Source organism: Pseudescherichia sp. (assembly GCF_031979925.1).
Classification (GTDB): Bacteria; Pseudomonadota; Gammaproteobacteria; order Enterobacterales; family Enterobacteriaceae; genus Pseudescherichia.
Window position 1 is genome coordinate 19317 of the sequence record NZ_DALZFB010000015.1, and the last position, 22681, is coordinate 41997.

11 protein-coding genes and 1 other RNA gene are annotated in these 22681 nt (G+C 54.5%); 4 read left to right on the forward strand and 8 right to left on the reverse strand.

Translation table 11 applies throughout. The annotated features are described in order from the left end of the window. The first annotated feature begins 37 nt into the window (after positions 1–37). Positions 38–1366, forward strand: a complete 1329-nt coding sequence (locus RTM13_RS18635; protein WP_312214067.1) for a PLP-dependent aminotransferase family protein — start codon at positions 38–40, stop codon at positions 1364–1366. Between the two features lie 52 nt (positions 1367–1418). Here the strand turns inward: RTM13_RS18635 and RTM13_RS18640 are convergent, their stop codons facing one another. Then, the gene (locus RTM13_RS18640; RefSeq protein WP_103818186.1) at positions 1419–1745 is read right to left on the reverse strand and encodes a DUF883 family protein; all 327 of its coding nucleotides are present in this window, start codon (positions 1743–1745) and stop codon (positions 1419–1421) included. Between the two features lie 161 nt (positions 1746–1906). Between RTM13_RS18640 and RTM13_RS18645 the strand changes: the two genes are divergently transcribed. Next, positions 1907–2251: a DUF2002 family protein gene (locus RTM13_RS18645; protein ID WP_312214069.1), complete on the forward strand. Its 345-nt coding sequence runs from the start codon at positions 1907–1909 to the stop codon at positions 2249–2251. Positions 2252–2263: 12 nt separating this feature from the next. On the opposite strand, the gene alaE is transcribed toward RTM13_RS18645, so the two are convergent. Continuing rightward, positions 2264–2713: an L-alanine exporter AlaE gene (gene alaE, locus RTM13_RS18650; protein WP_312214071.1), complete on the reverse strand. Its 450-nt coding sequence runs from the start codon at positions 2711–2713 to the stop codon at positions 2264–2266. Positions 2714–2985: 272 nt separating this feature from the next. Next, positions 2986–3165 carry a hypothetical protein gene (locus RTM13_RS18655; RefSeq protein WP_312214073.1) on the reverse strand — a complete coding sequence of 60 codons (180 nt, stop codon included), beginning with the start codon at positions 3163–3165 and terminating at the stop codon, positions 2986–2988. 239 nt (positions 3166–3404) lie between these two features. Here RTM13_RS18655 and RTM13_RS18660 point away from each other — a divergent pair, with 239 nt between their 5' ends. Further along, a complete protein-coding gene (locus RTM13_RS18660) occupies positions 3405–3563 on the forward strand; it encodes a YqaE/Pmp3 family membrane protein (RefSeq protein ID WP_103818182.1) in 159 nt (52 codons plus the stop codon). Positions 3564–3605: 42 nt separating this feature from the next. Here the strand turns inward: RTM13_RS18660 and RTM13_RS18665 are convergent, their stop codons facing one another. From RTM13_RS18665 to ssrA, 5 genes are all read right to left on the reverse strand, one after another. Beyond that, complete coding sequence (locus RTM13_RS18665) at positions 3606–5018, reverse strand: DNA cytosine methyltransferase (RefSeq protein WP_312214076.1); 1413 nt, start codon at positions 5016–5018, stop codon at positions 3606–3608. A gap of 110 nt (positions 5019–5128) precedes the next feature. Next, complete coding sequence (locus RTM13_RS18670) at positions 5129–5773, reverse strand: helix-turn-helix domain-containing protein (protein WP_312214077.1); 645 nt, start codon at positions 5771–5773, stop codon at positions 5129–5131. 119 nt (positions 5774–5892) lie between these two features. After that, positions 5893–6663 (reverse strand): metallophosphoesterase, encoded by a 771-nt coding sequence (locus RTM13_RS18675; RefSeq protein ID WP_312214079.1) that lies wholly within the window; start codon positions 6661–6663, stop codon positions 5893–5895. Positions 6664–6938: 275 nt separating this feature from the next. After that, entirely contained in the window at positions 6939–8426 is a 1488-nt protein-coding gene (locus RTM13_RS18680; RefSeq protein WP_312214081.1) for an LTA synthase family protein, read from the reverse strand. Positions 8427–9359: 933 nt separating this feature from the next. Then, positions 9360–9722, reverse strand: a transfer-messenger RNA (tmRNA) gene (gene ssrA / locus RTM13_RS18690). 575 nt (positions 9723–10297) lie between these two features. On the opposite strand from ssrA, the gene RTM13_RS18695 reads away from it, so the two are divergent. Next, entirely contained in the window at positions 10298–22663 is a 12366-nt protein-coding gene (locus RTM13_RS18695; RefSeq protein WP_312214083.1) for an Ig-like domain-containing protein, read from the forward strand. Positions 22664–22681: the final 18 nt, after the last annotated feature.

Consider the following 22681-nt stretch of genomic DNA (forward strand, 5'->3'; position numbering starts at 1 on the left):
CTGGAGAGCCATATTTTGATTAAAAAGGCAGACCATAATGGATGCACGCTATCAGCAAATTGCCCGGCAGCTTAAGGCCGCCATTACTTCAGGAGAGTTGAAAGCCGGAAGCCGTCTGCCGTCGAGCCGGACATGGGCTCAGGAGAACGGCATCTCACGCACAACGGTTGAGCAGGCTTACGGGGAGCTGGTGGCGCAGGGGTGGCTGGAGCGGCGCGGGCAGGCCGGTACCTTTGTAAGCCAGACCTCACCTGCGGCGGTGGCGGAGACGCCCGTCGTACAGTCCGGCGGTGAACATGAGCCAAAACCCTTTCAGATGGGACTGCCCGCACTGGATCTCTTCCCGCGCGCGCTGTGGGCGCGGCTGACCAGCAGACGCCTGCGCACTCAGTCGCGCTTCGATCTTACGCTCGGGGATCCGGCGGGGGAGGCCATTTTGCGCCAGGCTATCGCTGACTATCTGCGCTTCTCCCGCAGCATTGAGTGCCAGCCGGAGCAGATATTTATTACCTCTGGCTATGCGCAGTCGATGAGCCTAATCCTGCAAACGCTGGCCAGCCCAGGGGATGGTATGTGGGTAGAGGATCCCGGTTTTCCGTTGATCTATCCAGCTATTGATGGTGAGGGGGTAAAGCGTCTTCCTGTGCCGGTGGACCAGAACGGGATGGATATCGATGCTGCAATGGATCGCTGGCCACAGGCGCGTTTTGCATTGCTCACGCCTGCCCATCAAAGCCCACTGGGCGTTGCGCTGTCGCTGCCCCGGCGTAGGCAGGTGCTGGCGTGGGCGGCGGATAATTCAGCGTGGATTATTGAAGATGATTATGACAGCGAGTTCCGTTATCACGGCAGGCCGCTGCCGCCGCTAAAGAGCCTTGATGCACCGCAGCGGGTGATCTACACCGGTACGTTTAGCAAATCTCTGTTTCCGGCTTTACGCACGGCGTGGATTGTCGTGCCTGCCGCCAGGGTAGCGGCATTTCGCCAGCGAGTAAACAGCACCCAGTGCAGCGTTCCTACCCTGTGGCAGTATGCACTTGCGGATTTTATTCAGCAGGGACACTTCTGGCGTCATCTGAAAAAAATGCGGCTGCACTATGCTCAACGACGCGCCTGGCTGGAAGCGGCGCTTGTTCACTATGGATTTCACGTGGTGCCCCAGAGCGGCGGCATTCAGCTGGTGGTGGAGCTTGACGGTGATGACAAAAGCATTGTTGCGCGGGCGCAGCAGAGGGGGCTGGCGGTACAGGCACTGAGCGACTGGCATAGCACACGTCCTGGGCGGAGCGGGATCCTGATGAGCTTTACAAATATTACGTCCGCAGAGAAGGCGATGGAGTGGGTAGGGCAGTTATACGAGAGATAATATGCGGGATAAAATTAACCCCGTAAGGGTTAGCTCACGGGGTTAGGGGTATTTATCGACGAAGGCTTAGCAGCGCGCCAAGGAAAATACCGGCGGCAGCGGCAGCACCTACGCTGCACCATGGCCTGTCTTTTACAAAGCTGTCCGCACAGCCTGCTACATCGGTTGCGGCCTGCGTGACACGGTTACGGCCATGCAGCTTGGCTCGCGTCTTTTTCAGCAGCGCCTGTGCTTTACTACGGGCACCGTCTGCATCATCTTTTGCATCGCTTCCCCAGGACTTCAATACCGCCTCCAGAGAGTCCGCTAGCTGGCTGACATCATTATTAATATCGTCTACGCCTGCATCTACGTCGTTACGGTTTGGTCTTCTAAGCATATGATCCTCCCTTGATTTCGATGTAATAGTCAGTGTAGCGCAAAATTTTAACCTCTGACGCGAATCACGACTTGATGCGTCGTTTATGGACTTTTCCGAAAGCGTTGCTAATGCTCAATACTGTAAGGTGGCGCAGCAGTAGCTGATGACGAGGAAAAAATATGTATTTACGACCCGATGAGGTGGCACGCGTTCTTGAGAAGGCGGGATTTACCATGGACATCGCGACGCCAAAAGCCTATGGCTACCGTCGCGGAGATAACTATGTGTATGTAAATCGCGAAGCGCGGATGGGGCGCACGGCGCTGGTCATTCACCCGACGCTGAAAGAGCGCAGCCAGTCGCTGGCTGAACCGGCTTCAGATATTAAAACCAGCGATCACTATCAGCACTTTCCGCTCTATTTAGGTGGTGATGCGCAGGAGCACTACGGTATTCCGCATGGTTTTAGTTCACGTATGGCGCTGGAGCGCTATCTGACCGGACTATTTGGCGAGTCGGCCTGACTCGCCACGCCATCAGGCTTTAGCCTGATGATAGCTGCTGACCCGGAACAGGCGACGGCAGTAGTCAAGGAAGTAGCCGTAGGCTGCGCCCATCACCATTGAAACCACGATATTTGAACTGACGGCAGCAGCGATCTGATGCCAGTCAGCGCCTACCGTTAACAGGATCGCCACGTACACCGGCGACTGAAAAGTCACATACGCCAGCACATCCGCCATGTTTTTAACCCAGCCAGCGGGAGAGTACCGCCGGGCGAGGCGCATAAACGCATCACGGTAGAGGCCATAGGGCCATGCAATGATGATATTGACCGGGATCGCCACCAGCCGCGAGGAGAGGGACTGCTCGAACGTCATTCCCGAAAGAAATATCTCAATTAGCATGTTCACGACTGAACAGTAAACAACCATCGCAAACGTGTCTGCCATGGCGTGACGCAGGCGAGACTGCGGAGAGAACATGCTAATGCTCCTGTATAAAAACAGTAAAAGGGAATGTTTTGCCAGCGTTTTACGGTGCGGCTTTGATTGTGCATAGATTATATCTCTACCTGTCAACGCACAACTAGCGTAAAATTTTTATTTATCACGCTTTTGTCGATAACATTCTCTGCGGCTGACTGTTTTTTATCCGCTGCGTTATTTTTGTTGGGGGTGGGGTATAAGGATTTATTTATCAGGCAGTTAAGAGGAAGGGGTACGGTGAGCCGTTGCCCACCGTAAAAGGGAGACCTTTAGCAGACGCCGAAGTTGCCCTCTTCTTTATACAGAGTGACATCAGCTGCCTTAATCGTTACCTTTTCACCCTGCTCATTGCTGGCCGGTACGGCAACAATCTGGTCATCATTGACTTCAACCACTTTAAGTTTCTGGCCGCCGATGCGGGGCTGAACATAATCACCAATTGAAAACATACTCTCTCTCCTCTCTTTTGATGCATTCACTATATGCCAGACCACCGGCCTGAGAAAATGAATAAGATCGATTATAACTATCGTTCAATACCTTAAGACAGATTAAGCCAAAGTTTAAGGGTAAGTAAAAGAGGGTAAAAGCACGGGGCGAAAGTGGCAGAGTGACTTAAAATAGCTACGCTTAAAGAGAAAATCTCTTTTTATACAGCCACCTGGATAAATTTTACACGGGAGTAATTATGGGTTTCTGGCGAATTGTACTGACGATTATTCTGCCTCCGCTGGGCGTCCTGCTTGGCAAGGGCTTTGGTATGGCGTTCATCCTGAACATCATTCTGACTCTTTTGGGTTACATCCCGGGTTTGATTCACGCCTTCTGGGTGCAGTCCCGTCCGTAGCGGGGCTTACGGGCAGGGTGCCTGCCCGTGTTTAGAGCGTTGTTAACGTTTTTTAACCGCTTCCACAATGTAGGGTTTCAGCAGCTGTGCTACGGCTGCGAAAACCGGGACCACGACGGAGTTGCCAAACTGGCGGTAGGCCTGGGTATCAGAAACCGGAATACGAAACGGTTGCTGCCCTGGTTTTTCAAACCCCATAAGGCGAGCACACTCCCTCGGCGTTAAGCGCCTGGGCCGCCGCAGCTGGTTATCAGCATTAGTAAAGTCAGCTTCGCCAAGTGCCCGATCCCATCCTCTATCGATTAAAATCTCCGAACCATCTTTGTAGTAGCGAGCCGACAGAGTACGTGCCACGCTCTCTGCACGCGTTGGATCGACCAGTCCGAAGCCGAAGCCGTTACCCTTTGCCTGATGTTTTTTGGCGTAGTGCCACAGATAGTGCCACAGCTTTTCTGACAGGATGTATTTGCTGTCCGCATCCGGCTGCAGAAGCTCACCAAAGGTCGGGCGACGTTCAGGGTAGAAACGGGATACGTCGCGCAGCGTAAAACCGTTATGGATGCCCAGATCGCGTCTGAAACCGACCAGCACAATGCGCTCCCGGTGCTGGGGCAGAAAATGCCGTCCGTCGATAACCTTGGGATCGTCTTTACCCACTGCGGCTGCATCAGCAACTTCATAGCCCAGCTCATCCAGCGTCGCCATGATGACAGCGAAGGTTTTACCTTTATCGTGGCTCTTTAGGTTCTTTACGTTTTCCAGCACGAAGATAGCAGGCTTTTTCGCTTTGATAATCCGTGCCACGTCAAAGAAGAGTGTACCCTGCGCCTCGCACTCAAAGCCGTGCGCCCGGCCAAGCGCATTCTTTTTACTGACGCCTGCCAGGCTAAACGGCTGGCAGGGGAAACCCGCCAACAGCACATCATGATCGGGGATAGCGGCATCAATATGTGCATAGGCCTGCGTTTCAGAAACGTCTTTATCAGCGCTGAGCGTGACTTCGCGAATATCCTGATTAAACCGGTGTGCCGCTTCGTCATTGAACCAGTTGGCTTTATAGGTACGGACCGCGTTTTTATTCCACTCGCTGGTGAACACACACTGTCCGCCGATAGCTTCAAAGCCGTGACGAATGCCGCCGATGCCGGCAAAAAGATCGATAAAGCGAAAGGCATAGTGAGGATGGTGTGCCGGAGGGGAGGGCAGCATCTTTTGCAGCAGCTCAGCCTCCAGCGCCGTCAGGTTTTTTGGCGCGCTCTTACCGTTCACCCAGCGGTTGAGGGTCTCCCGGCTCCACTCGCTCTTGCCCAGCTTTCGTAGCTGCTCCGCCACATATTTTTGACCATAGATGGCCAGCACCTGGTCAAGCAGCTTCCTGTCCTGAGCCTTCTGCTGCTCCTCTTCAGTGCGTGCGCGTTCAAGCAAATCCTGCGCTATTACATCAAATTCCGCCATGGGCTCTCCTTGGGTTTAATGTGTGAAAATATATCACTCATTTAACCCAGCGGAACTAAGATTTTTGTTGAATAGTGCTGAGTAACTGTTAGGCCCCCTCAGCAGGAACATCAGAATCGGTCAGGCAGATTTCTGTTGATACGAATAAGCTTACCCTTTTCCATCTCAATAAAACCACCGGCCTTAAGTTCTGAAAGGATCTTCAGAATGATACTTCTCGATAGTCTGGAGAACGTTTGCATATATTTTACGACTGTATAACGCTCTTTAATAGTACACGCTGTCTCACTATCCATATAGATGAGGTAGGTTCTAATAATCTCATAGGCTGATTGTAGTCCTGACGTTGCAGTGCGTGCGGCCAGAGAGTTAATTATAGTTACCATAATATTAACAACGTCAGGCCATAGCTGCTTCTCTTCAATAACCTTTAAAAAATCGTCGACATTGATTGAGTCAACCATACAGGGCGCAATAGCCTCATGCTGAGCAATGGCACCTGCCGGGGCAAGTTGCCCGAGGCCAATGATTGATGGACTCATTACAATACCTAAGTTTTGCTTCTTTTCGTTTTCACCCATTGAGCTAATCATGGCACCGTTAAGCAGAAAATAAATTTTCCTTGTTGACCCTTCTTTCCGCATTTTCACCGGCAGCGTCTGTCCTGGCTCAAGCAGGCAGGGTTGCGAAACAGGAAAGTGAGATAAGATAGTGTTAATCGAGTCGAGAGGCTTTTTTATTTTATGAAGTTCCATTCTTCTTGTTATCCTTTTTGGAGATATTGAAGGTGGATATACTATAGTTTGTAACAAATGAAAGAAAAGAATGGGCGCAATAATAAATAGATTATGCTGAATTAATAATTTTTTGATAATTATTTTAACGTGGTTATGTATTCATCTGGCACGGTGGAAGCTGACACGGAAACATGGTGGCTAACAAGCGTGCCGTCGGTAAACCGATGGATCATTAACGAAGGGGGATCGTAAACCGGAGGTACGCTTTCGCCTCCCAACCATAAAGGATTAGCAGGGCAGATTGATCCGCAGATAAAAGCAGGGATGCCCGCAACATTGCTCATCATTGGGCGATGTACGTGCCCGCCTGTAATAGCAACTAGTGGGCGAGGGGCATTTTTTAAAAGGCGCTCAAGCTCTCGATGTCCGCTACACATGATGTTATCCAAAGCAGGAATGCCGCTCTTAAAGATATGATGGTGCAAAAACAGTATTGCAGGCAGGGTGGTATCGGCTGCCAGATGCTTCTCAAGCCAGGAAAGATGTTCGAGCACGCTGCCAGCGGCTGCACCGTTGACAGTGGTATCGAGACCTATAAGGCGCATGCCCGATATCTCTTTAACGAAATGCATTGCGCCTGTGTCTGACCAGGGTTGATTGTTCCAGACGGCACGCATCATTTCATGGCAATCAGCGTTGCCCGGCAAAATAAACACGGGCCAGGGTTTGCTATCCAGCAGCTTTGCAATTGCCTGATATCCTGCAAGCCAGCCGTCATCAACCAGGTCGCCGGTCAGCACCAGTACGTCCGGCTGGAGCGTATCCAGCCAGGTAAGAGCGCAGGCCAGGCGGGACAGATTGTCGTTGTCCGGCGCGGCATGGATGTCTGATAGCTGGGCAAGGAGCATTGGCTTTACCTGTGTGAGAGAAGGTATGGAGTATAAAGGCAAAAAAGCCTGGAGGGCTTAATGATATTTTTTACTGGAGATCTGCCCTTACTCTAGACTCTGCTCATTGAGTGCTGGATTATATCGACGTAGTGATAGCGATTAATGCTACCATCGCACCGGACATCAAGTAGCCTGTGCTGCAGAGAGTTATAGGCCACAATGAGGGCTGCTGTATCAACATGCATCAGCAGCCACTGCGATCACGGTTGCTATACCTATGAACTTTCAAAAATCTAATTCTGGAACAATGACATAGAGTAAATCCACTCTGGAGTCATGTTAATAAGCTCTTCATAATTAACATTTTCTTTAGTTCCGCAGACATGCTCCATATTGTAGTTAAATGATACCAAGCCAGATTGAATGAAGTATTTATCCAATAATGAGGTCACGCAAAAAAAAGGCTTTCCGTTTGCTTCATTAACCATAATTTGAAGCGCCTCTTTATCTTTTGATTTAATAAGAATTGGGACATCACCAAAATCGACAGGTGTTACATTAGTCTTAAACACGAAGTCGTCATCTTTTTCTTCGCCAATTTTACTGAAGATGTTTTTTGGAAATACTTTATTTTCAAAAAAATATTTATTAAGAGCTGGCTTATGGTCGGCATAGACAACAATTACAGCATCTGGATCTATTTTTTCTACCTGCATTGAAAACTGTGAAAGCCTTTCAATCGCTTCATTAATTTGGTAAGTATAAACACCTTCTCCATAGTCATTAATGTGTTGATAAGGGCCATGAGTTGACATGGTAATCAAACTTAAGAAGTTCTTTTCAGAATCTGAGTTTTTAATAGCTTTTAATGCAGCACTGTAAAGTAGATAATCATCTGGTTGCCACTGCCAGGCTTTTTTTGTGCTGGCATATTCTGGAGGTAAAGCATCCATGTCAGAAAGGCCAAAGAAATTGTCAAAGCCAAATTTATTATAAACTTTATCCCTATTCCAAAAGTTTTTATGGAAATTATGTGCAGCAAACGTCTTGTAACCTTTTTCTTTTAAAGAGTTGGGTAATGTGTCAGCATGAGATTTAAATGCACTTGAATATTCTTGATATATGATCCCTGTTAGCTTCCTGGAGTTGCTTGGTAAACCAGTCAACATTTCAAATTCAGCATTTGCAGTTCCACCACCATAGATTGGTGACGTTGCTCGTAACTCGACGTATCCCTCATCAATCAGAGGCTTAAAACCATCTCGGAAGTGTTTTTGATTGTACCAACATGCCTCACATAAAATATAGATAATGGTTTTGTGTTTTGCATTAGATAAAAAGATGGATTTTTTTTCCTGCAAATATCTTAATCGCTCTTCGCTTGTTGAATTTGGTATAGACTTTCTTACGCTGGTTTGGATTAAATGCATCGGCAGACCATTATAAGTCACATTATCATTCCAATTCCACTGCATGTACATAATGTTAAGTTTTGACGAGGCTATATTCATACCTTCAGCCAATTTGCCATTTGGGCCAAATAGTACGTTAATGTATGAATAAAATGAAAAAGGCAAAATTAAAATAATTAACAATAGTAATGTCACATAATTGCCTTTTGTTGTAATTATTTTTTTGCTTAAAAACACAGAAGCAATTGCAATAATAAGTGCACTAATAACAATGCTAATGGATGTCAGACTAAGGTATCTGCCAGCCACACTTAAATTGGTACCCAATACAACATCATTAAATGACAAAGGCTCTCCAGTTAATGCCATTTTTGTGTTGTTTATAAAGGACAGCATTATACTTGTGCCATATACCAAGTAAGCACATAAAAATAATGGAAGAAACATTAATCTTAGCAATACATACAAAAATAAGAGAGGAGATGACAACCAAATAAAACGAAGTGCTAAGTCGAGTGTTGACTTGAGATGTCCATTATGATTTAAAGCCTCGATAGAATGGCTTGAGAAATAAATAATCAATAATGAGAATATAATATCGAAAGGATATGCGCGAATATTTACACATTTATAACTGTTGACAAAAGTTTCTAATGATCTCTTCATTTATAAACATATCTTAGTAAGTTGTTGATAACGATGAACTATAACAATTTATAGGTTATTAGTAAATTTGGATATTGATAGGTAAACGTTATAGAAAATCAATATTTATCAGAGGAATAGCATAATTCTTGATTTTAACAGAATGAAAACCATGCTGATTAGTTATGTATGTGTATCAACAAATGAGAAAAACACAGTACTACAGCGGGAAGCCCTGGGACGCTAAAGATAAGAAATCTTTTTTGAAAGTGATTTTTGTCAAACCCCGAACACCCGACGAGAAAAGTCGTGGCATAAGATCGCCGCCGGGGAGGGGGGAATGTCGTTATTGCCAGCGGATCACATGCCCGCCAACCGGAGAAAAAGAACCTACCGTAGTGAGGCATAGACGTAAGAGCACAAAACCAAGAAACAGTCAGAAGCACAGCAGGGCAACTACATGGTGGGTACGGAGAAAAAGTCGAGTACTCAATCGTACCTATACTATCCGGAGCAATGCCGAACGGGCAGCGAAAAGGTAGTGGGAACGTCTTTAGCATAGTGTTACATCATTGCCATCACTCAAACCATCTGTCGTCTTTTACCGCCACTACCAAAAAAAAGGGGCTACGTTTTCACGTAACCCCTTGTTTTATTTGGTGGAGCTGGCGGGAGTTGAACCCGCGTCCGAAATTTCTACATCCTCGGCACTACATGCTTAGTCAGTCTTTACATTCGCTTGCCAGCTGCGGACAGACACGCCACTAACAAACTAGCCTGATTAGTTTTAACGCTTCAACCCCAGGCAGGGCATCCGCGCGATCTCTTTTGGGTTTGACCTCTCTTGATCCCCGTCCTAAGAGCGGAGGCTAGGGAGAGAGGGCTCGAAGCAGGTTATTAAGCTGCTAAAGCGTAGTTTTCGTCGTTTGCGACTATTTTTTTGAGGCTTTTAACGAGGCAAACCTCCCCTCGGCATGCACCTTGGGTTTCGCAAATCCCGTCGAATCCAGAATCAGCCCCAATGTGTTGACTACAGTATAACAGGTTTTCCCATCGGCGCACCAGTCCATATCGCTACAACATTCGCATGAGCTTCAATCGGTTGAAGTATGAGCAAGCGCAGCTTATCAGGCCTGCAAGGCTCAGTTGCCGTTATTTTATCGTGATTATTCAGCCTTTGCAGGCAGGGAGAATATATTCAATATCTACCATATAGGATATATCGTCATATTGGCGTTATAGGTCATGTTAATTATTGAAATTATATTTATTTACAGGCTGTACTATTTAAGTGGCACTTAAATAACAGCTGCTTTGTTAAGAATATATTCTGTATTTAAAAAATTGTGAAATTTTGTGTCTTGAGAGTTTGCCTAATTTCAGAGTATTGATTATATATTTGAATGAGATGATTTCTGCGTTTCGGTTAGGTAAAAGGTATAAAATCACTGAAAATCAATAGCTTATAAAGATATCGCTTCGTTATCGGCAATATGACTAATTTCTGCCATTTTATTTTGGCCGCGTCACCCCTACGCCAAAAATAAGGCTGGCAAATGCACAAAATAGCGCCCTAAATAGCAAGAGGACATTATATGGCTCCCCCAATTAGCCCTACTGGATCAGTGGATATTATAAATCAAAGAACTGGTGATGTCGTTAGCCAATATGCCCAAAATGCCGATCGCGTTGTCAATCTGACGCAAACAAGCATTGTACGTATTAATGCTTCTCCAGAGTCCGTTAATTATTATCAGCGTGAAGGGAATGACCTGATCGTCCATATGAACGACGGCACGACAGTACGCTATCAACGCTTTTTTGTGCTTGATGAGAATGGCTTACACAGCGAGCTGATTTTTGAAGACAATCTGGGTTCACATCACGCTGTCTTCCCCTTTGCTGACGCCGCCGCGCCTGCTACGGCAGAGGCAATCGTGCCGGCACTTTCTGAAGCATCTGTAGATTCTCTTGTAGGCGCAGGCGGGATCTCTGCATTAGCCGTACTGGGTGGGGTAGCCGCAGTCGGAGGTATTGTCGGTATTGCAGCAGCTGCGGGAGGAGGCGGTAGCGGCAGCAATCGCCAGGAGGCGGAGGATAATGGCGTCCTTCCGCCTATCGATGGGACTCCACCGGACAATGGCGGAGCCACGCCGCCAGATGATGGCGGAACTACGCCGCCGGATGATGGCGGAACCACACCGCCGGACGATGGCGGAACCACACCGCCGGATGATGGCGGAACTACACCGCCGGACGATGGCGGAACTACGCCGCCGGACGATGGTGGAACCACGCCGCCGGACGACGGTGGAACCACGCCTCCTGACGATGGTGGCGAGACGACGCCGCCTGTCTCCACGCTGTGGGTTGCTCCGCTCACTGGCGACAATATGCTGAATCAGCAAGAGGTCAGTGCTAACCAGATACTGAGCGGTGGCACAGAAGCAGAGAATGCCGGAAGCCAGATTGTCGTCACCGTTGAGCAATATACCTGGACCACCCAGGTCAACGCCGATGGCAGCTGGAACCTTGAAATGCCCGCTGACATTCTTCAGTCATTGCCCCAGGGCCTGCGGGTGCTGAGGGTGGTACTGACTGACAGTGAAGGTCGCTCCGTTAGCACCTCAATGGATCTCTGGGTGGATACCGTTCCGCCCGCGCTGCAGCTGACTCCCTTCGTACCAAACGATACGCTCGATAGCTCCCAGCTAGGCTCTGACAAAATCGTGCGCGGCTTCTCCAGCAGCGAAGATCAGGGCAGCGTGGTGACGGTAACGCTGAACGGTCAGAGCTACACCACTACGGTGGATAGCCTTGGCCGCTGGCAGCTGAGCATTCCGCAGGGCGACATCCAACAGCTGCAGGATGGCCAGCCCTACACTGTGGAGTATCAGATCGTTGACCGGGCGGGCAACATCACTACCGGGCAAACAGATTTCACCACGAACTTCACCAGCCCACAGGTTATTGTCGATCCGGTAACGGGGGATAACATCCTCAATACTGCCGAGCTGCTGCTGAGCCAGACGCTCTCCGGGCAAACCGTGAATATCCCGGCGGGGCAGGTGGTCACCATTACTCTCGGCAATAAAACCTATTATGCGGAGGTTATGGGTGACGGTAGCTGGAAAACCATTTTGCCAGCGGGCGACCTCTCCTCACTGGCACAGGGAGATAATCCGCTCACCGTCTCGGTAAACGATGCCAACGGTACGCCGGTAGTACGCACCGAAACCATCAACGTTGACGGTACCCAGACCGGCATCGCCATTGCCATTCTCTCAACTGACGACTACCTGAATGCCAGCGAGGCGCAGAGTCCGCTTGAAGTGCGTGGTGTGACGACGGTGACTGGGCCAGACGTCAATATTGTGGTCCGCTTTAACGGCAAAGAGTATGCCGTGAGCGCCATTGATGCCGCAGGTAACTGGAGCGTACAGATCCCTTCAGCCGATCTGCTGCTGCTGCCTGACGGTCCCAACACCGTAGAGGCAGTCGTCACCCAGGGCGTGGAGTCGGCAGGCGATACCCATACGCTGAACGTGCAGATCCACTATCTGCCGATCCCGACCATCGATGCGCCGTTTGGTGATGGCTATCTTAACAGCGTAGAGAAAGGTCAGGATCAGATCCTGAGCGGTAACACCGGCGTCTCCGGTAGCGGGCAGAGCGTCAGCGTACAGCTGGCAGGAAATACCTATCAGGCGCTGGTGGACGGTGATGGCAACTGGCGCGTCACCGTTCCGGCCAGCGATATGCAGGCGATCCCGGATGGGCTGCTGACCATTAACGTTAACGCCAGCGATGCCGCGGGCAACAGTTCCCCGCTGACCAGCACCGCGCAGGTTGACACCAGCCTGCCAGCGCTCAGCCTGCTGCCGCTAACGGCGGATGGCAAACTCAACGCCCAGGAATTGGGACAGGATCAGGTTCTGAACGGTATCAGCTCGGTTGCCGAACGCGGCCAGCCGATAACGGTCACCCTGAACGGCAATACCTACACCACCACCGTGGGTTCGGATGGCAAATGGCAGCTGCCGCTTCCGGCTACTGACCTGTTGCAGCTGAGCCAGGGCAGCTACCCACTAACGGTAACGCTGACCGATGTGGCGGGGAACACTCAGACCGTCACGCAAAATATTGATGTGAAAACCACCTTGCCAGCGCTCACTGTCCAGGCGCTGACCGACGGTAACGATCTGGATGCAGCTGAGCTCAGGGTCGACCAGATCCTGCAGGGGACGGTAACCAATGCCGAGCCGGGTAGCGTGATTATCGTTACCCTCGGATCGGGCAGCTATCAGGGCAGCGTGGATGCAGGCGGCAGCTGGCGCGTAACTCTGCCCGCCGTAGAGCTGCAAAAGCTTTCGGACGGTACTAACACGCTGAGCGTCAGCGTGACCGACGGCTACGGCCAGACGACCTCAGTCGAACATACCTTTACCGTTGATACTACCGTTGATGCGGTGGCGATCAGCATTATCTCCACCGATGACTACCTGAACTTTGATGAAGCGGGTAGCGATCTGGTTATCAACGGCAACAGCGCCGGACTGCCGGTAGATACCGTTGTCACTGTAACGCTCAATGGTCAAACCTACACGGGGACTATTGGTGCGAACGGTGCATGGCAGGTCACGGTAGGATCCGCCGATCTGCTGGCGTTGCCGGATGGCCCTGCCGTGGTCACGGCCACTGCCACCGGTCCTGACGGCGCCGTTATCGACAGTCATATCTTTACGGTAATGATTAACGACCTGCCTGAGGCGGTGGTCAATACGCCATTTGGTGACGGTGTGGTTAATCTTGCTGAGTCAGGGCTGGATCAGTTCGTGACCGGTAATACGGGAGTTACCGGCCCAGGGCAGACGGTTGTCGCTACCCTCAACGGCCAGCAGTACGTCGGTACCGTTGCTACGGACGGTAGCTGGTCGGTTGTGCTGCCTGCCGGGGCGTTGACTACCCTGCCGGACGGCGCTGCATCCTTTGACGTCACGGTCACCGATGCCGCAGGCAATGACGCCTCGCAGACTATCCCGTTCACCGTGGATAAGCTGCCGCCGGAGGTGACCGTCCAGCCTATCAACGGTACGGATACGCTCAACGGCACGGAGGTGCAGAGCAATCAAGCCATCAATATCACCTCGCCTGATGCCACCCAGGTTACCGTGAACGTCAACGGTGTCGGCTACACGGCACTGCCTGGCGTAACGCCGGGCAGTTGGGTGGTGACGCTGCCTGCCGGCGCGTTGGCGGCTCTGCCTGACGGACAGGTCACCTATACCGTGACCGTGGCCGATGCGGCAGGCAACGTAACGACCGTTACCCGGGGCGTGAACCTGGACGCCACACCGCCGAACCTGGTGGTCGATCCGGTGACCCGCGACAACGTGCTCGATCCTGCCGAGCTGGCAAACGGCTTTACCCTGACCGGCCGCACCGTGCCCGCCGAACCGGGCGCAACGGTGGCCCTTACTATCAATGGTCAGCCGCTCAGCGCGGTGGTTAGCGCCGACGGTAGCTGGTCGGTGTCGGTGCCAGCCGCAGCCTTGAGCGGCCTCGGCGACGGCCCTCAGCAGCTGACGGTGACGGTAACGGACAGCGCGGGCAACGTCTCTACACCAGTGAACGTTGACTTCGCCGTGGACTCTACCGCCAGTGCGCTGCTCATCAACCCGGTAGAAGGGGATAACGCCCTCAGCCTGGCGGATATCAGCGATGGCATTACCGTTAGCGGCACTTCAGTACGCATTGCCGAAGGAACGCCGGTTACTGTGACCCTCAATGGACAGCAGTACCAGGCCGTAGTGAACGCAGGCGGTTTCTGGACGGTGACCGTACCGAATGCCGCTGCCGCGCTCATCAGCGACGGTACGGCAACCGTGACCGTCTCCTCGGTGGATGTTAACGGCGTAGCGCTTTCCAGCGAGCAGCAGTTCCTGATTGTCACCCAGCAGTTGCCGCTGGCGACCATTAACACACCGTTTGGCGATGGCACGATCAACGCCCTGGAAGCAGCGGCAGGTGGTGCGCTGACCGGGACCACCGGCAGCCGTGGCGCAGGCCAGAGCGTCACCGTCCAGCTGGATAACAACGCGCCAATAAGCGGCACGGTGGATGCCAACGGCAACTGGACGCTGCCGCTGACCCCAGCGCAAATCATTGCGCTGGGACAGGGTTCCCATACGGTGACGGTGACCGTCGCGGACGCGGTGGGCAACCAGAGTACCCAGACCGCACCGCTGAATGTCGATACTGTATCACCGCTGCTGACCATCAATGACGTGACGGCGGATAACATCGTCAACGGCAGTGAAGCCAGCGGGCCGATTGTGATCAGCGGTACCGGTGGGCCATACGATGCCCAGAACGTGCAGGCGGTGATCGTGCTGGTCAACGGCCAGAACTACGATGCGATTCTGCAGGCGGACGGGACCTGGAGCATTACGCTGCCTGCCGGGGCGCTGGCGAACGTTGCTGACGGTCCGGTGGCTATCTCGGCGAGGATCACCGATCCGGCGGGGAATACCACTATCATCCCAGGCAGCTTTACCCTCGATGCCTCGCCGCTAAATGCCCCGCTGATTGCGGTGAATACCGTCGCGGCCGACAACTTTGTCAACGCGCTGGAGGCACAGAGTCCGCTGACGGTCAGCGGCACCACCACACGCGTGGAGGAGGGACGGACGGTCACCGTCACCCTGAACGGTCAGACCTACACCACCGACGTTGAGGCAGACGGCAGCTGGACGCTGGATATTCCGGCTACGGCGCTGGCGGCGGTGGCCGACGGGACGCAAACCATTAGCGTACAGGTGAGCGATCTCGCTGGCAACGTGGCGACCGGGGCACAGAACGTGACCTTTGCTGCTACCCCGGCTTCTCAGCCGACGCTGACCGTCAATACCGTGGCGCAGGATGACATCGTCAATATTCAGGAGCAGGGTCGTGACCTGATCATTAGCGGCTCGTCGACCAATCTGGCGGCGGGTACGGTGATCAGCGTCACCTTTGCTGGCGCGCCCTACAGCGCGACCGTAGGCAGCAACGGTAGCTGGCAGTTTGTCGTGCCGCAGCCGGTGGTGCAGACCCTCGCGGACGGCATCACCTATACCGTCACCGCCACGGCGGTGGATGCGGCGCAGAACAGTGCCCAGGCTACGCATACCGTTGGCGTCGATCTGACGCCGCCGCTGCTTACCGTGCAGACCGCAGGCTCCTTCCTGGAAGATAACCGGGTCAATATCGCCGAGTCGCTGCTGGATCAAACCATCACCGGGACCGGTACGCCGGGCCTGACGGTGCTACTGCCCATTAACGGCAAAACCATTGCAGCAGTCATTGACGATAACGGTGGCTGGAGCATGATTATTCCGGCGGCGGATTTGCAGTCGCTGCCGCAGGGCACCTCACAGCTAAACTTCAGCGTCACCGATCCGCAGGGCAATGTTCAGCCTGTGCCGGTGTCGATTAACGTCAATACCCAGAATGCCCCAGCCATTACGCTCAACCCTGTCTTTGGCGATAATATCGTCAGCTCGGCAGAGCTGGCGGCGGGGACTACGCTGACAGGGACGGTTAGCGGCCTGCCAACCGGCACGGCAGTACAGGTTAACATTGGTGGGCAGCTCTTCACTGGCACCGTAACCGGTGCCACCTGGGCCGTGACCGTACCGGGCGGCGCGCTGGCGGGTAACGGTATCCTGCCTGTTACGGTAACGGCGCTTGATGCGTTTGGTAACCCGGCGACGGCCAGCACCAGCCTCGACGTGGTACGCGTTGGACCGGTGGCAGAGCTGCCGCCGACGCTGTTTGGTGATGGTTATCTTAACCAGCAGGAGGCTAATACCGGGGCGCAAATTACCGGCTCCACCGGCCAGGCCGGGCCAAACCAGCAGGTGAGGATCGTAGTGGATGGCCTGCAGGAGTTTGTCGGTACCGTAGACGTTAACGGCAACTGGACGGTGCCGCTAACGCCAGAGCAGCTTAACGCCTTTACTGACGCCACCCATACCATGACGGTGACGATTACTGACCGGGCGGGCAACGTCTCCACCTCGCCAGCGCAGGAGTTTATCGTCCGTACCGATGCGCTGACGCCGCCAGCGCTGAATACCGCCTTTACCGACGGCATCCTGAACTTTGCCGAGACGCAGGCTGACTCGGCGCTTACCGGTTCAACGGGCGTGCCCGCAGGGCAGGTGGGCAGCGTGCTGGTCAGCATCAACAACGGTCCGGCCGTTGCCGCGACGGTAGACGGGGCAACCTGGACGCTGCCGCTGACCGCAGCACAGCTGCAGGCGCTGCCGGATGGCGTCCTGAGCGTAAACATTATTGTTACCGATGTTGCCGGTAACCAAATTATCGGGCAGGGCAGCTTTGAGGCGATTGTTGATGCCCTGCCGCAGGCCCAGTTTGTCACGCCGTTTGGCGATGGCACGCTGAACTTCACCGAGTCGCAAAGCGATCAGCTGCTGCGCGGCAATACCGGGGTCACCGGTCCGGGACAAACTGTCAGCGTCACGTTGAGCACCGGGCAGACCTATACCGAGACGGTGCAGGAGAACGGCGACTGGATCATCACCCTGCCAGCTGACGATCTGCAAGATCTGGCAAATAACACCACCCCAACCTTCGAGGTGACCGTTAGCGACCGCGCGGGGAATACTGATACCGATGCGGGCAGTTTCCAGGTGCGTACTTCACTGCCAGCGCCAATTGCTGATCCGCTGTTTGGCGATAACGTTCTCAACATCGCCGAAGCGGCTGGGGCTACACAGATCACCGGCTCTACCCAAGTGATCGGGCCTAACCAGTATGTCACTATCCGCGTTGACGTTAACGGCACGCCGTATACCGCAACCGTGCTGGAGGATGGTACCTGGACCGTTAACCTGCCGGCTGGCTCACTGCAGTCGCTGGACCAGGGGCCGCACACGCTGGTGATCTATGCCGAAGATCAGTTCGGCAACAGTGCTACTGCCCCGGTAACGTATCAGGTGGCGCTGACCCCGCCGAATGTGACCATTACTACGCCGCTGTTTGGCGACAACATTGTCAACGTTGATGAGGCGAGCGGCACGAATACCATTGCTGGCAGCTTTACCTCGCCTTACCCGGTGGGAACGCAAGTTAACGTGACGGTGGGTGGCAAGCTCTTTGCTAACGTGCCGGTAGACGGCACCACCTGGTCCCTGCCGCTGACCGCTGCCGACTGGGCAGGGGTTGCACGCGGGGATCAGACTGTGCAGGTCACGGTGATTGACGGGGCGGGTAACACAAATAGCACCAGCGCACCGGTCACTATCCTGATCGATCAGCCGGGACTGGCGGTTACAACGCCGTTTGCGGGCGATAACGTCCTGACCTACGACGAGAGCCAGACGGTACAGACCATTGCCGGAACCTCAACCAACCTTGAAGCCGGGTCGCCGCTGCAGGTTACCTTCCCGAACGGTCGCAGCTTTAACACCACTATTCAGGCGGACGGCAGCTGGACGCTGCAGCTGACGCCTGCGGATATGGCTGGGCTGACGGCGGGCACTATCACCGTTCAGGCCACGGATCGTGCTGGTAACCTGGTATCGATCGATGGCGGTACGTTGACGGTCGAGCTCACCCCGCCGCCAGCCTTCCTGACGCTGGACGTTATTGCGGGCGATAACCTCGTTAACGCCAACGAATTCTCTAACGATACCCTGCCAATCAGTGGCCGGGCAACTAACGTGACGGGAACAGTTAACGTCGTGCTGGATGGAACCGTGATTGGCACAGCGACCATTGCACCAGATGGCAGCTGGGCCTTTAACGTGCCACGCGCGCTGCTGGGTGACGGACCACATACCCTTGGCGTCGAGAGCGTGACCACGCCAGGCTTTACCGCAGCGCAGGCGTTTGTCGTCGATACCCTTGCGCCAACCATCACGTTGAACAGCTTTGCTGGCGATAACGTTGTCAATATTGATGAGAAGGGGCTGAGCCAGACCATCAGCGGGACTGCCAGCGAGCCGGGCCGCGACGTGCAGGTAACCCTCAACGGTAAAACCTACTATGCGACGGTCAATCCTCAGGGCGAATGGGCGGTAACCGTTCCGCAGAGCGACGTTGCAGGACTGGCCGACGGTACCTATCCGCTGACGGCCACCATTACCGATGCGGCAGGCAACCCGCAAAGTACCACCCAGCCAATAACGGTCGATGCCAGCGCGCCGCTGCTCTACGTTGATGCCCTGGGCGTTCCGGCGGTGCTCAACACCGTCAGTGCGGCGACGGGGCTGCTGCTGCAGGGGACCGGCGATCCGGGCAACGAGGTGACCATTCAGCTTGGGCCTATCAGCTGGACCGGGCAGGTCGATGAGCAGGGGAACTGGCGCTATAACTTCCCAAATATCGATTTCTCTACCCTGACCGATGGCGCGCAGGTGATCAGCATCACTTCACGGGATAGCGCGGGTAATGTCTCCACCAACAACGTTGCGCTGAACGTGGCGCTCAACCCGACGCTGGGCGTGCTCTTTGACTCGCTCTTCTTCGGCGATGGCATCCTGAACGTAGCCGAGTCGCTGATTACCCAGACCCTGACGGGGCAGGTCAGCGGCGACTACCGGGGCGCGCGGGTCAACCTGACGCTGGTAGGCACGGATATCACCATCAACGATCTGCTGGTGGGTCCGGACGGTCGCTTCTCCGTCAACCTGCCGCCGACCCTGTGGCAGGGACTGCTCACCGACACCGTTGCGTTGCAGTTTGACGTCATCGACGCCAACGGTAATACCCGTCAGGAGATTGTTGATGTTGGCCTGGCGCTGACCGACCTGCCGGTGGTGGGCGATATCCTGATGACGGCGGACAACGTGCTTAACAGCGTGGAGAGCGGCGTTGCCCAGACTCTGACCGGGACGCTCAACAACGCGGCAAACGTCACGGGAATGGTGGTCAACTTCGGTGGGCAGGCGATCGATGCGGTGGTCGATACCGTTACCGGCACCTGGTCAGCGGTGCTGCCGGATACGCTGCTTAATACCCTGCCGGATGGTCAGGCGAGCGTGGGCCTGGCGATCACCGATGCCTTTGGCAATGTGGTCAACACCAGCGCCAGCTTTAACGTTGCGCGTGCCCTGCCAACCATTGGGCTTGACCCGCTGTTTAGCGACGGCGTGCTGAGCATCCCTGAGCTGCTGGGCGCAGCCCTGAGCGGCACCTCAACGCGTCTGGCCGGACAGCAGCTGACTATCCAGATCGGTGATGCAGAGGCCTTTACCACCAACGTTGACGGTAGCGGTCGCTGGGCCGTGAACCTGCCGGCAGCGGTTCAGGCTCTATTGCAAGGCGTTGGTTCGGGGGACGTACCGATTACCATCAGCGCCCTCGACCAGTACGGCAACCCAGCGAGCCAGACCGCGCTGATTAAGGTGGATCTGGTGGCTCCGGTGCTTAACAGCCTGGCGGTGTTTACCGACAACGTGCTCAACGTAGCCGACTCGCTGCTGAACCAGACTATCAGCGGCGTCGTGGGCAACGCCCCGGTAGGCTCCCGCGTCGAGGTGCAGGTGGCAGGTAAAACCTTCCTCGGCTCGGTCGCGGCGGGCGGTGCGTTCTCTATCAACCTGGCTCCGTCCGATCTGACCGGCCTGCTGGACGGTGCCTTCCAGCCGCAGGTGACCATTGTCACCCCGGACGGCAACAGCGCGCAGATCGCCGCCCCGGTCGAGGTGCGGGTAGGCCTGGCTAACCTGCCGACGGTAGTGATCAACACGCTGTTTGGTAACGATGGTTACATCAACCTTGCCGATCTTGACGTAGCGCAGACCATCAGTGGTACGGCGGCTGGCCTCGCCTCCGGGGTCGTTAACCTGAGCATGGCGGGCCAGAACTTTGTCGGCAACGTCGTTGACGGCGTCTGGTCGGTAACGGTGCCAGCAGGCGCGTTAGCGGGTAGCGTAGTTAACGGTGCGCTCAACGTTACCGCCAGCGTGGTGGATACAGTGGGCAACGTGGTGACCGGCAACCAGGTGGTGAATGCCATCGTACAGAATCTGCCAACCCTGGGCCTGAATCCGCTATTTGGTAACGGCACGCTGGATCTGGGCGATCTGCTCTCTACGCCGCTGCTGTCGGGCACCAGTAGTAACCTGGCGGCCGGAACAATTATCGACGTCAGAATCGGGCCATTGAGTCTGACCACCACCGTGGGAGCCAACGGGACCTGGCAGCTGCCGGTGCCGACTGCCTCCTTACAAGGACTGGCTGACGGCCTGCTGCAGGTCACCGCCACCGCCCGCGACGTGGCCGGTAACGTTGCTAACACCGCACAGGATCTGACGGTCGCTATCCAGCAGGCACCGTCGCTGCTGATCAACACCCTGTTCGGCGGCAACGGTCTGAACGCGGCGGAGATCCTCAGCGCGCAGGTGATTACCGGGACCAGTACCAACGCGGCCGGTTCGCTGGTCAACGTCTCCCTTGGCGGTAAAACCTACCAGTCAACGGTGGCGGCCAACGGCAACTGGTCAGTCTCGGTGCCAAAAACCGACCTTGCGGCGCTGCTGGATGGGACGCTAACGGTGAACGCCAGCCTGGTCAACCCGGCAGGCAAAAACGCCACCGCCACCTCGCTGCTGGATGTGATCACTCACAACCTGCCGACCATCTCGCTGACTTCGCTATTTGGTAACGACGGCTACCTCAACATTAATGAGGCGGCGTCGGGCCAGGTCATCGGCGGTAAAATCGGCGGTGTACCGGCAGGGGCGTCGGTTGTCGTTACCCTTGGTGGGACGCCGATCAACGCTCTCGTCGACGCGGCGGGTAACTGGACGGCCACGGTCAGCAACTCGGTGCTGCAAAACCTCGCCACTGGGGCGCTGAAGGTCGGCGTAGCGGTAACGGACCGGGTAGGTAACACCACGGCAACCGAGGCGGACGTTAGCGTCAAGCTGACCCAGCCGACGCTGGCTATCAACCCGGTTACCAACCTGCTGGGCTTACTGGGTGGCGTGCTTACCGGCCTGCTCGGCTCGGCGAAGCTGACCATCAGCGGGACCTCAAACAACCTCGGTCAGGGCGCGTTGGTGCACCTGAACCTGCTCAATCTTGCGCAGGCGACGGCAATAACCGGTGCAGATGGCAGGTGGTCAACTACGCTTGATGTAGGGCTTGATTTAGCAAGGATTTTATCGCTAAGCACCGTCCTCAATCTCTATGCAGCAGATGCTGCTGGGAACGTGGGATACCTGAACGTTGGCCTCAACGGCAGCAACCCCACCACCACACCGCCAGTCGGTGCGCAGGCCCTGGCAGCAGAAGCCACCAGCTTCTCGCTGCTGTCGGCAAGCGCGATAGAGAGCAGCGATACCACCCAGCAGACCACGGAGGAGAGCAGCACCGCGCCTGCCGCCGTGAGCCGTGTTGCGGCGACCAGTAGTGAGGAGAATACCGCTGACGCCAGCGACCAGAGCGCGACGGCTGAGGATGCCTTCACCATTGGCGGCCTGAGCATCACGCTGGCTGACGGAACGCAGCAGAGCGGTGACAGCGTGCAGGGTAGCGAGGGTAGCGACACGATCCATCTCTCGACGCTGGGCTTTATCGATATCAACGGCGGGGCGGGCACCGATACCCTGGTGCTGGATGGCGTCAATATGATCCTTAACCTTATTGATACCGCGAGCCGTGTTCACAACATCGAGATCATCGACCTTGGTAAATCGGGTACTAACAGCCTGACGCTCGATCTGAACGAAGCGCTGACGGTGACCGATAAGCCGGAAGACGATCTGGTAATTAAAGGCAGTAACGGCGATCAGGTGAACCTGGTGCATGGGGCGAACGACATCTGGGCCATCAGCGGACAGCGCGAAGTGGACGGAATGCAGTTCGATGTCTATCACAACAGTGCACAAAACACGACGTTAGGCGATGTGCTGGTCCAGCAAGGGCTGCACGTCAATATGGTATAGCGTTATCCCTGTCCTTTA

Bases quoted from the DNA above. Each gene is read 5' to 3' on its own strand.
- alaE (WP_312214071.1), bottom strand. From the start codon at position 2,713: ATGTTCTCTCCGCAGTCTCGCCTGCGTCACGCCATGGCAGACACGTTT.
- RTM13_RS18680 (WP_312214081.1), bottom strand. From the start codon at position 8,426: ATGGCATTAACTGGAGAGCCTTTGTCATTTAATGATGTTGTATTGGGT.
- RTM13_RS18670 (WP_312214077.1), bottom strand. From the start codon at position 5,773: ATGGAACTTCATAAAATAAAAAAGCCTCTCGACTCGATTAACACTATC.
- RTM13_RS18655 (WP_312214073.1), bottom strand. From the start codon at position 3,165: ATGTTTTCAATTGGTGATTATGTTCAGCCCCGCATCGGCGGCCAGAAA.
- RTM13_RS18695 (WP_312214083.1), top strand. From the start codon at position 10,298: ATGGCTCCCCCAATTAGCCCTACTGGATCAGTGGATATTATAAATCAA.
- RTM13_RS18635 (WP_312214067.1), top strand. From the start codon at position 38: ATGGATGCACGCTATCAGCAAATTGCCCGGCAGCTTAAGGCCGCCATT.
- RTM13_RS18665 (WP_312214076.1), bottom strand. From the start codon at position 5,018: ATGGCGGAATTTGATGTAATAGCGCAGGATTTGCTTGAACGCGCACGC.
- RTM13_RS18640 (WP_103818186.1), bottom strand. From the start codon at position 1,745: ATGCTTAGAAGACCAAACCGTAACGACGTAGATGCAGGCGTAGACGAT.
- RTM13_RS18675 (WP_312214079.1), bottom strand. From the start codon at position 6,663: ATGCTCCTTGCCCAGCTATCAGACATCCATGCCGCGCCGGACAACGAC.
- RTM13_RS18645 (WP_312214069.1), top strand. From the start codon at position 1,907: ATGTATTTACGACCCGATGAGGTGGCACGCGTTCTTGAGAAGGCGGGA.
- RTM13_RS18660 (WP_103818182.1), top strand. From the start codon at position 3,405: ATGGGTTTCTGGCGAATTGTACTGACGATTATTCTGCCTCCGCTGGGC.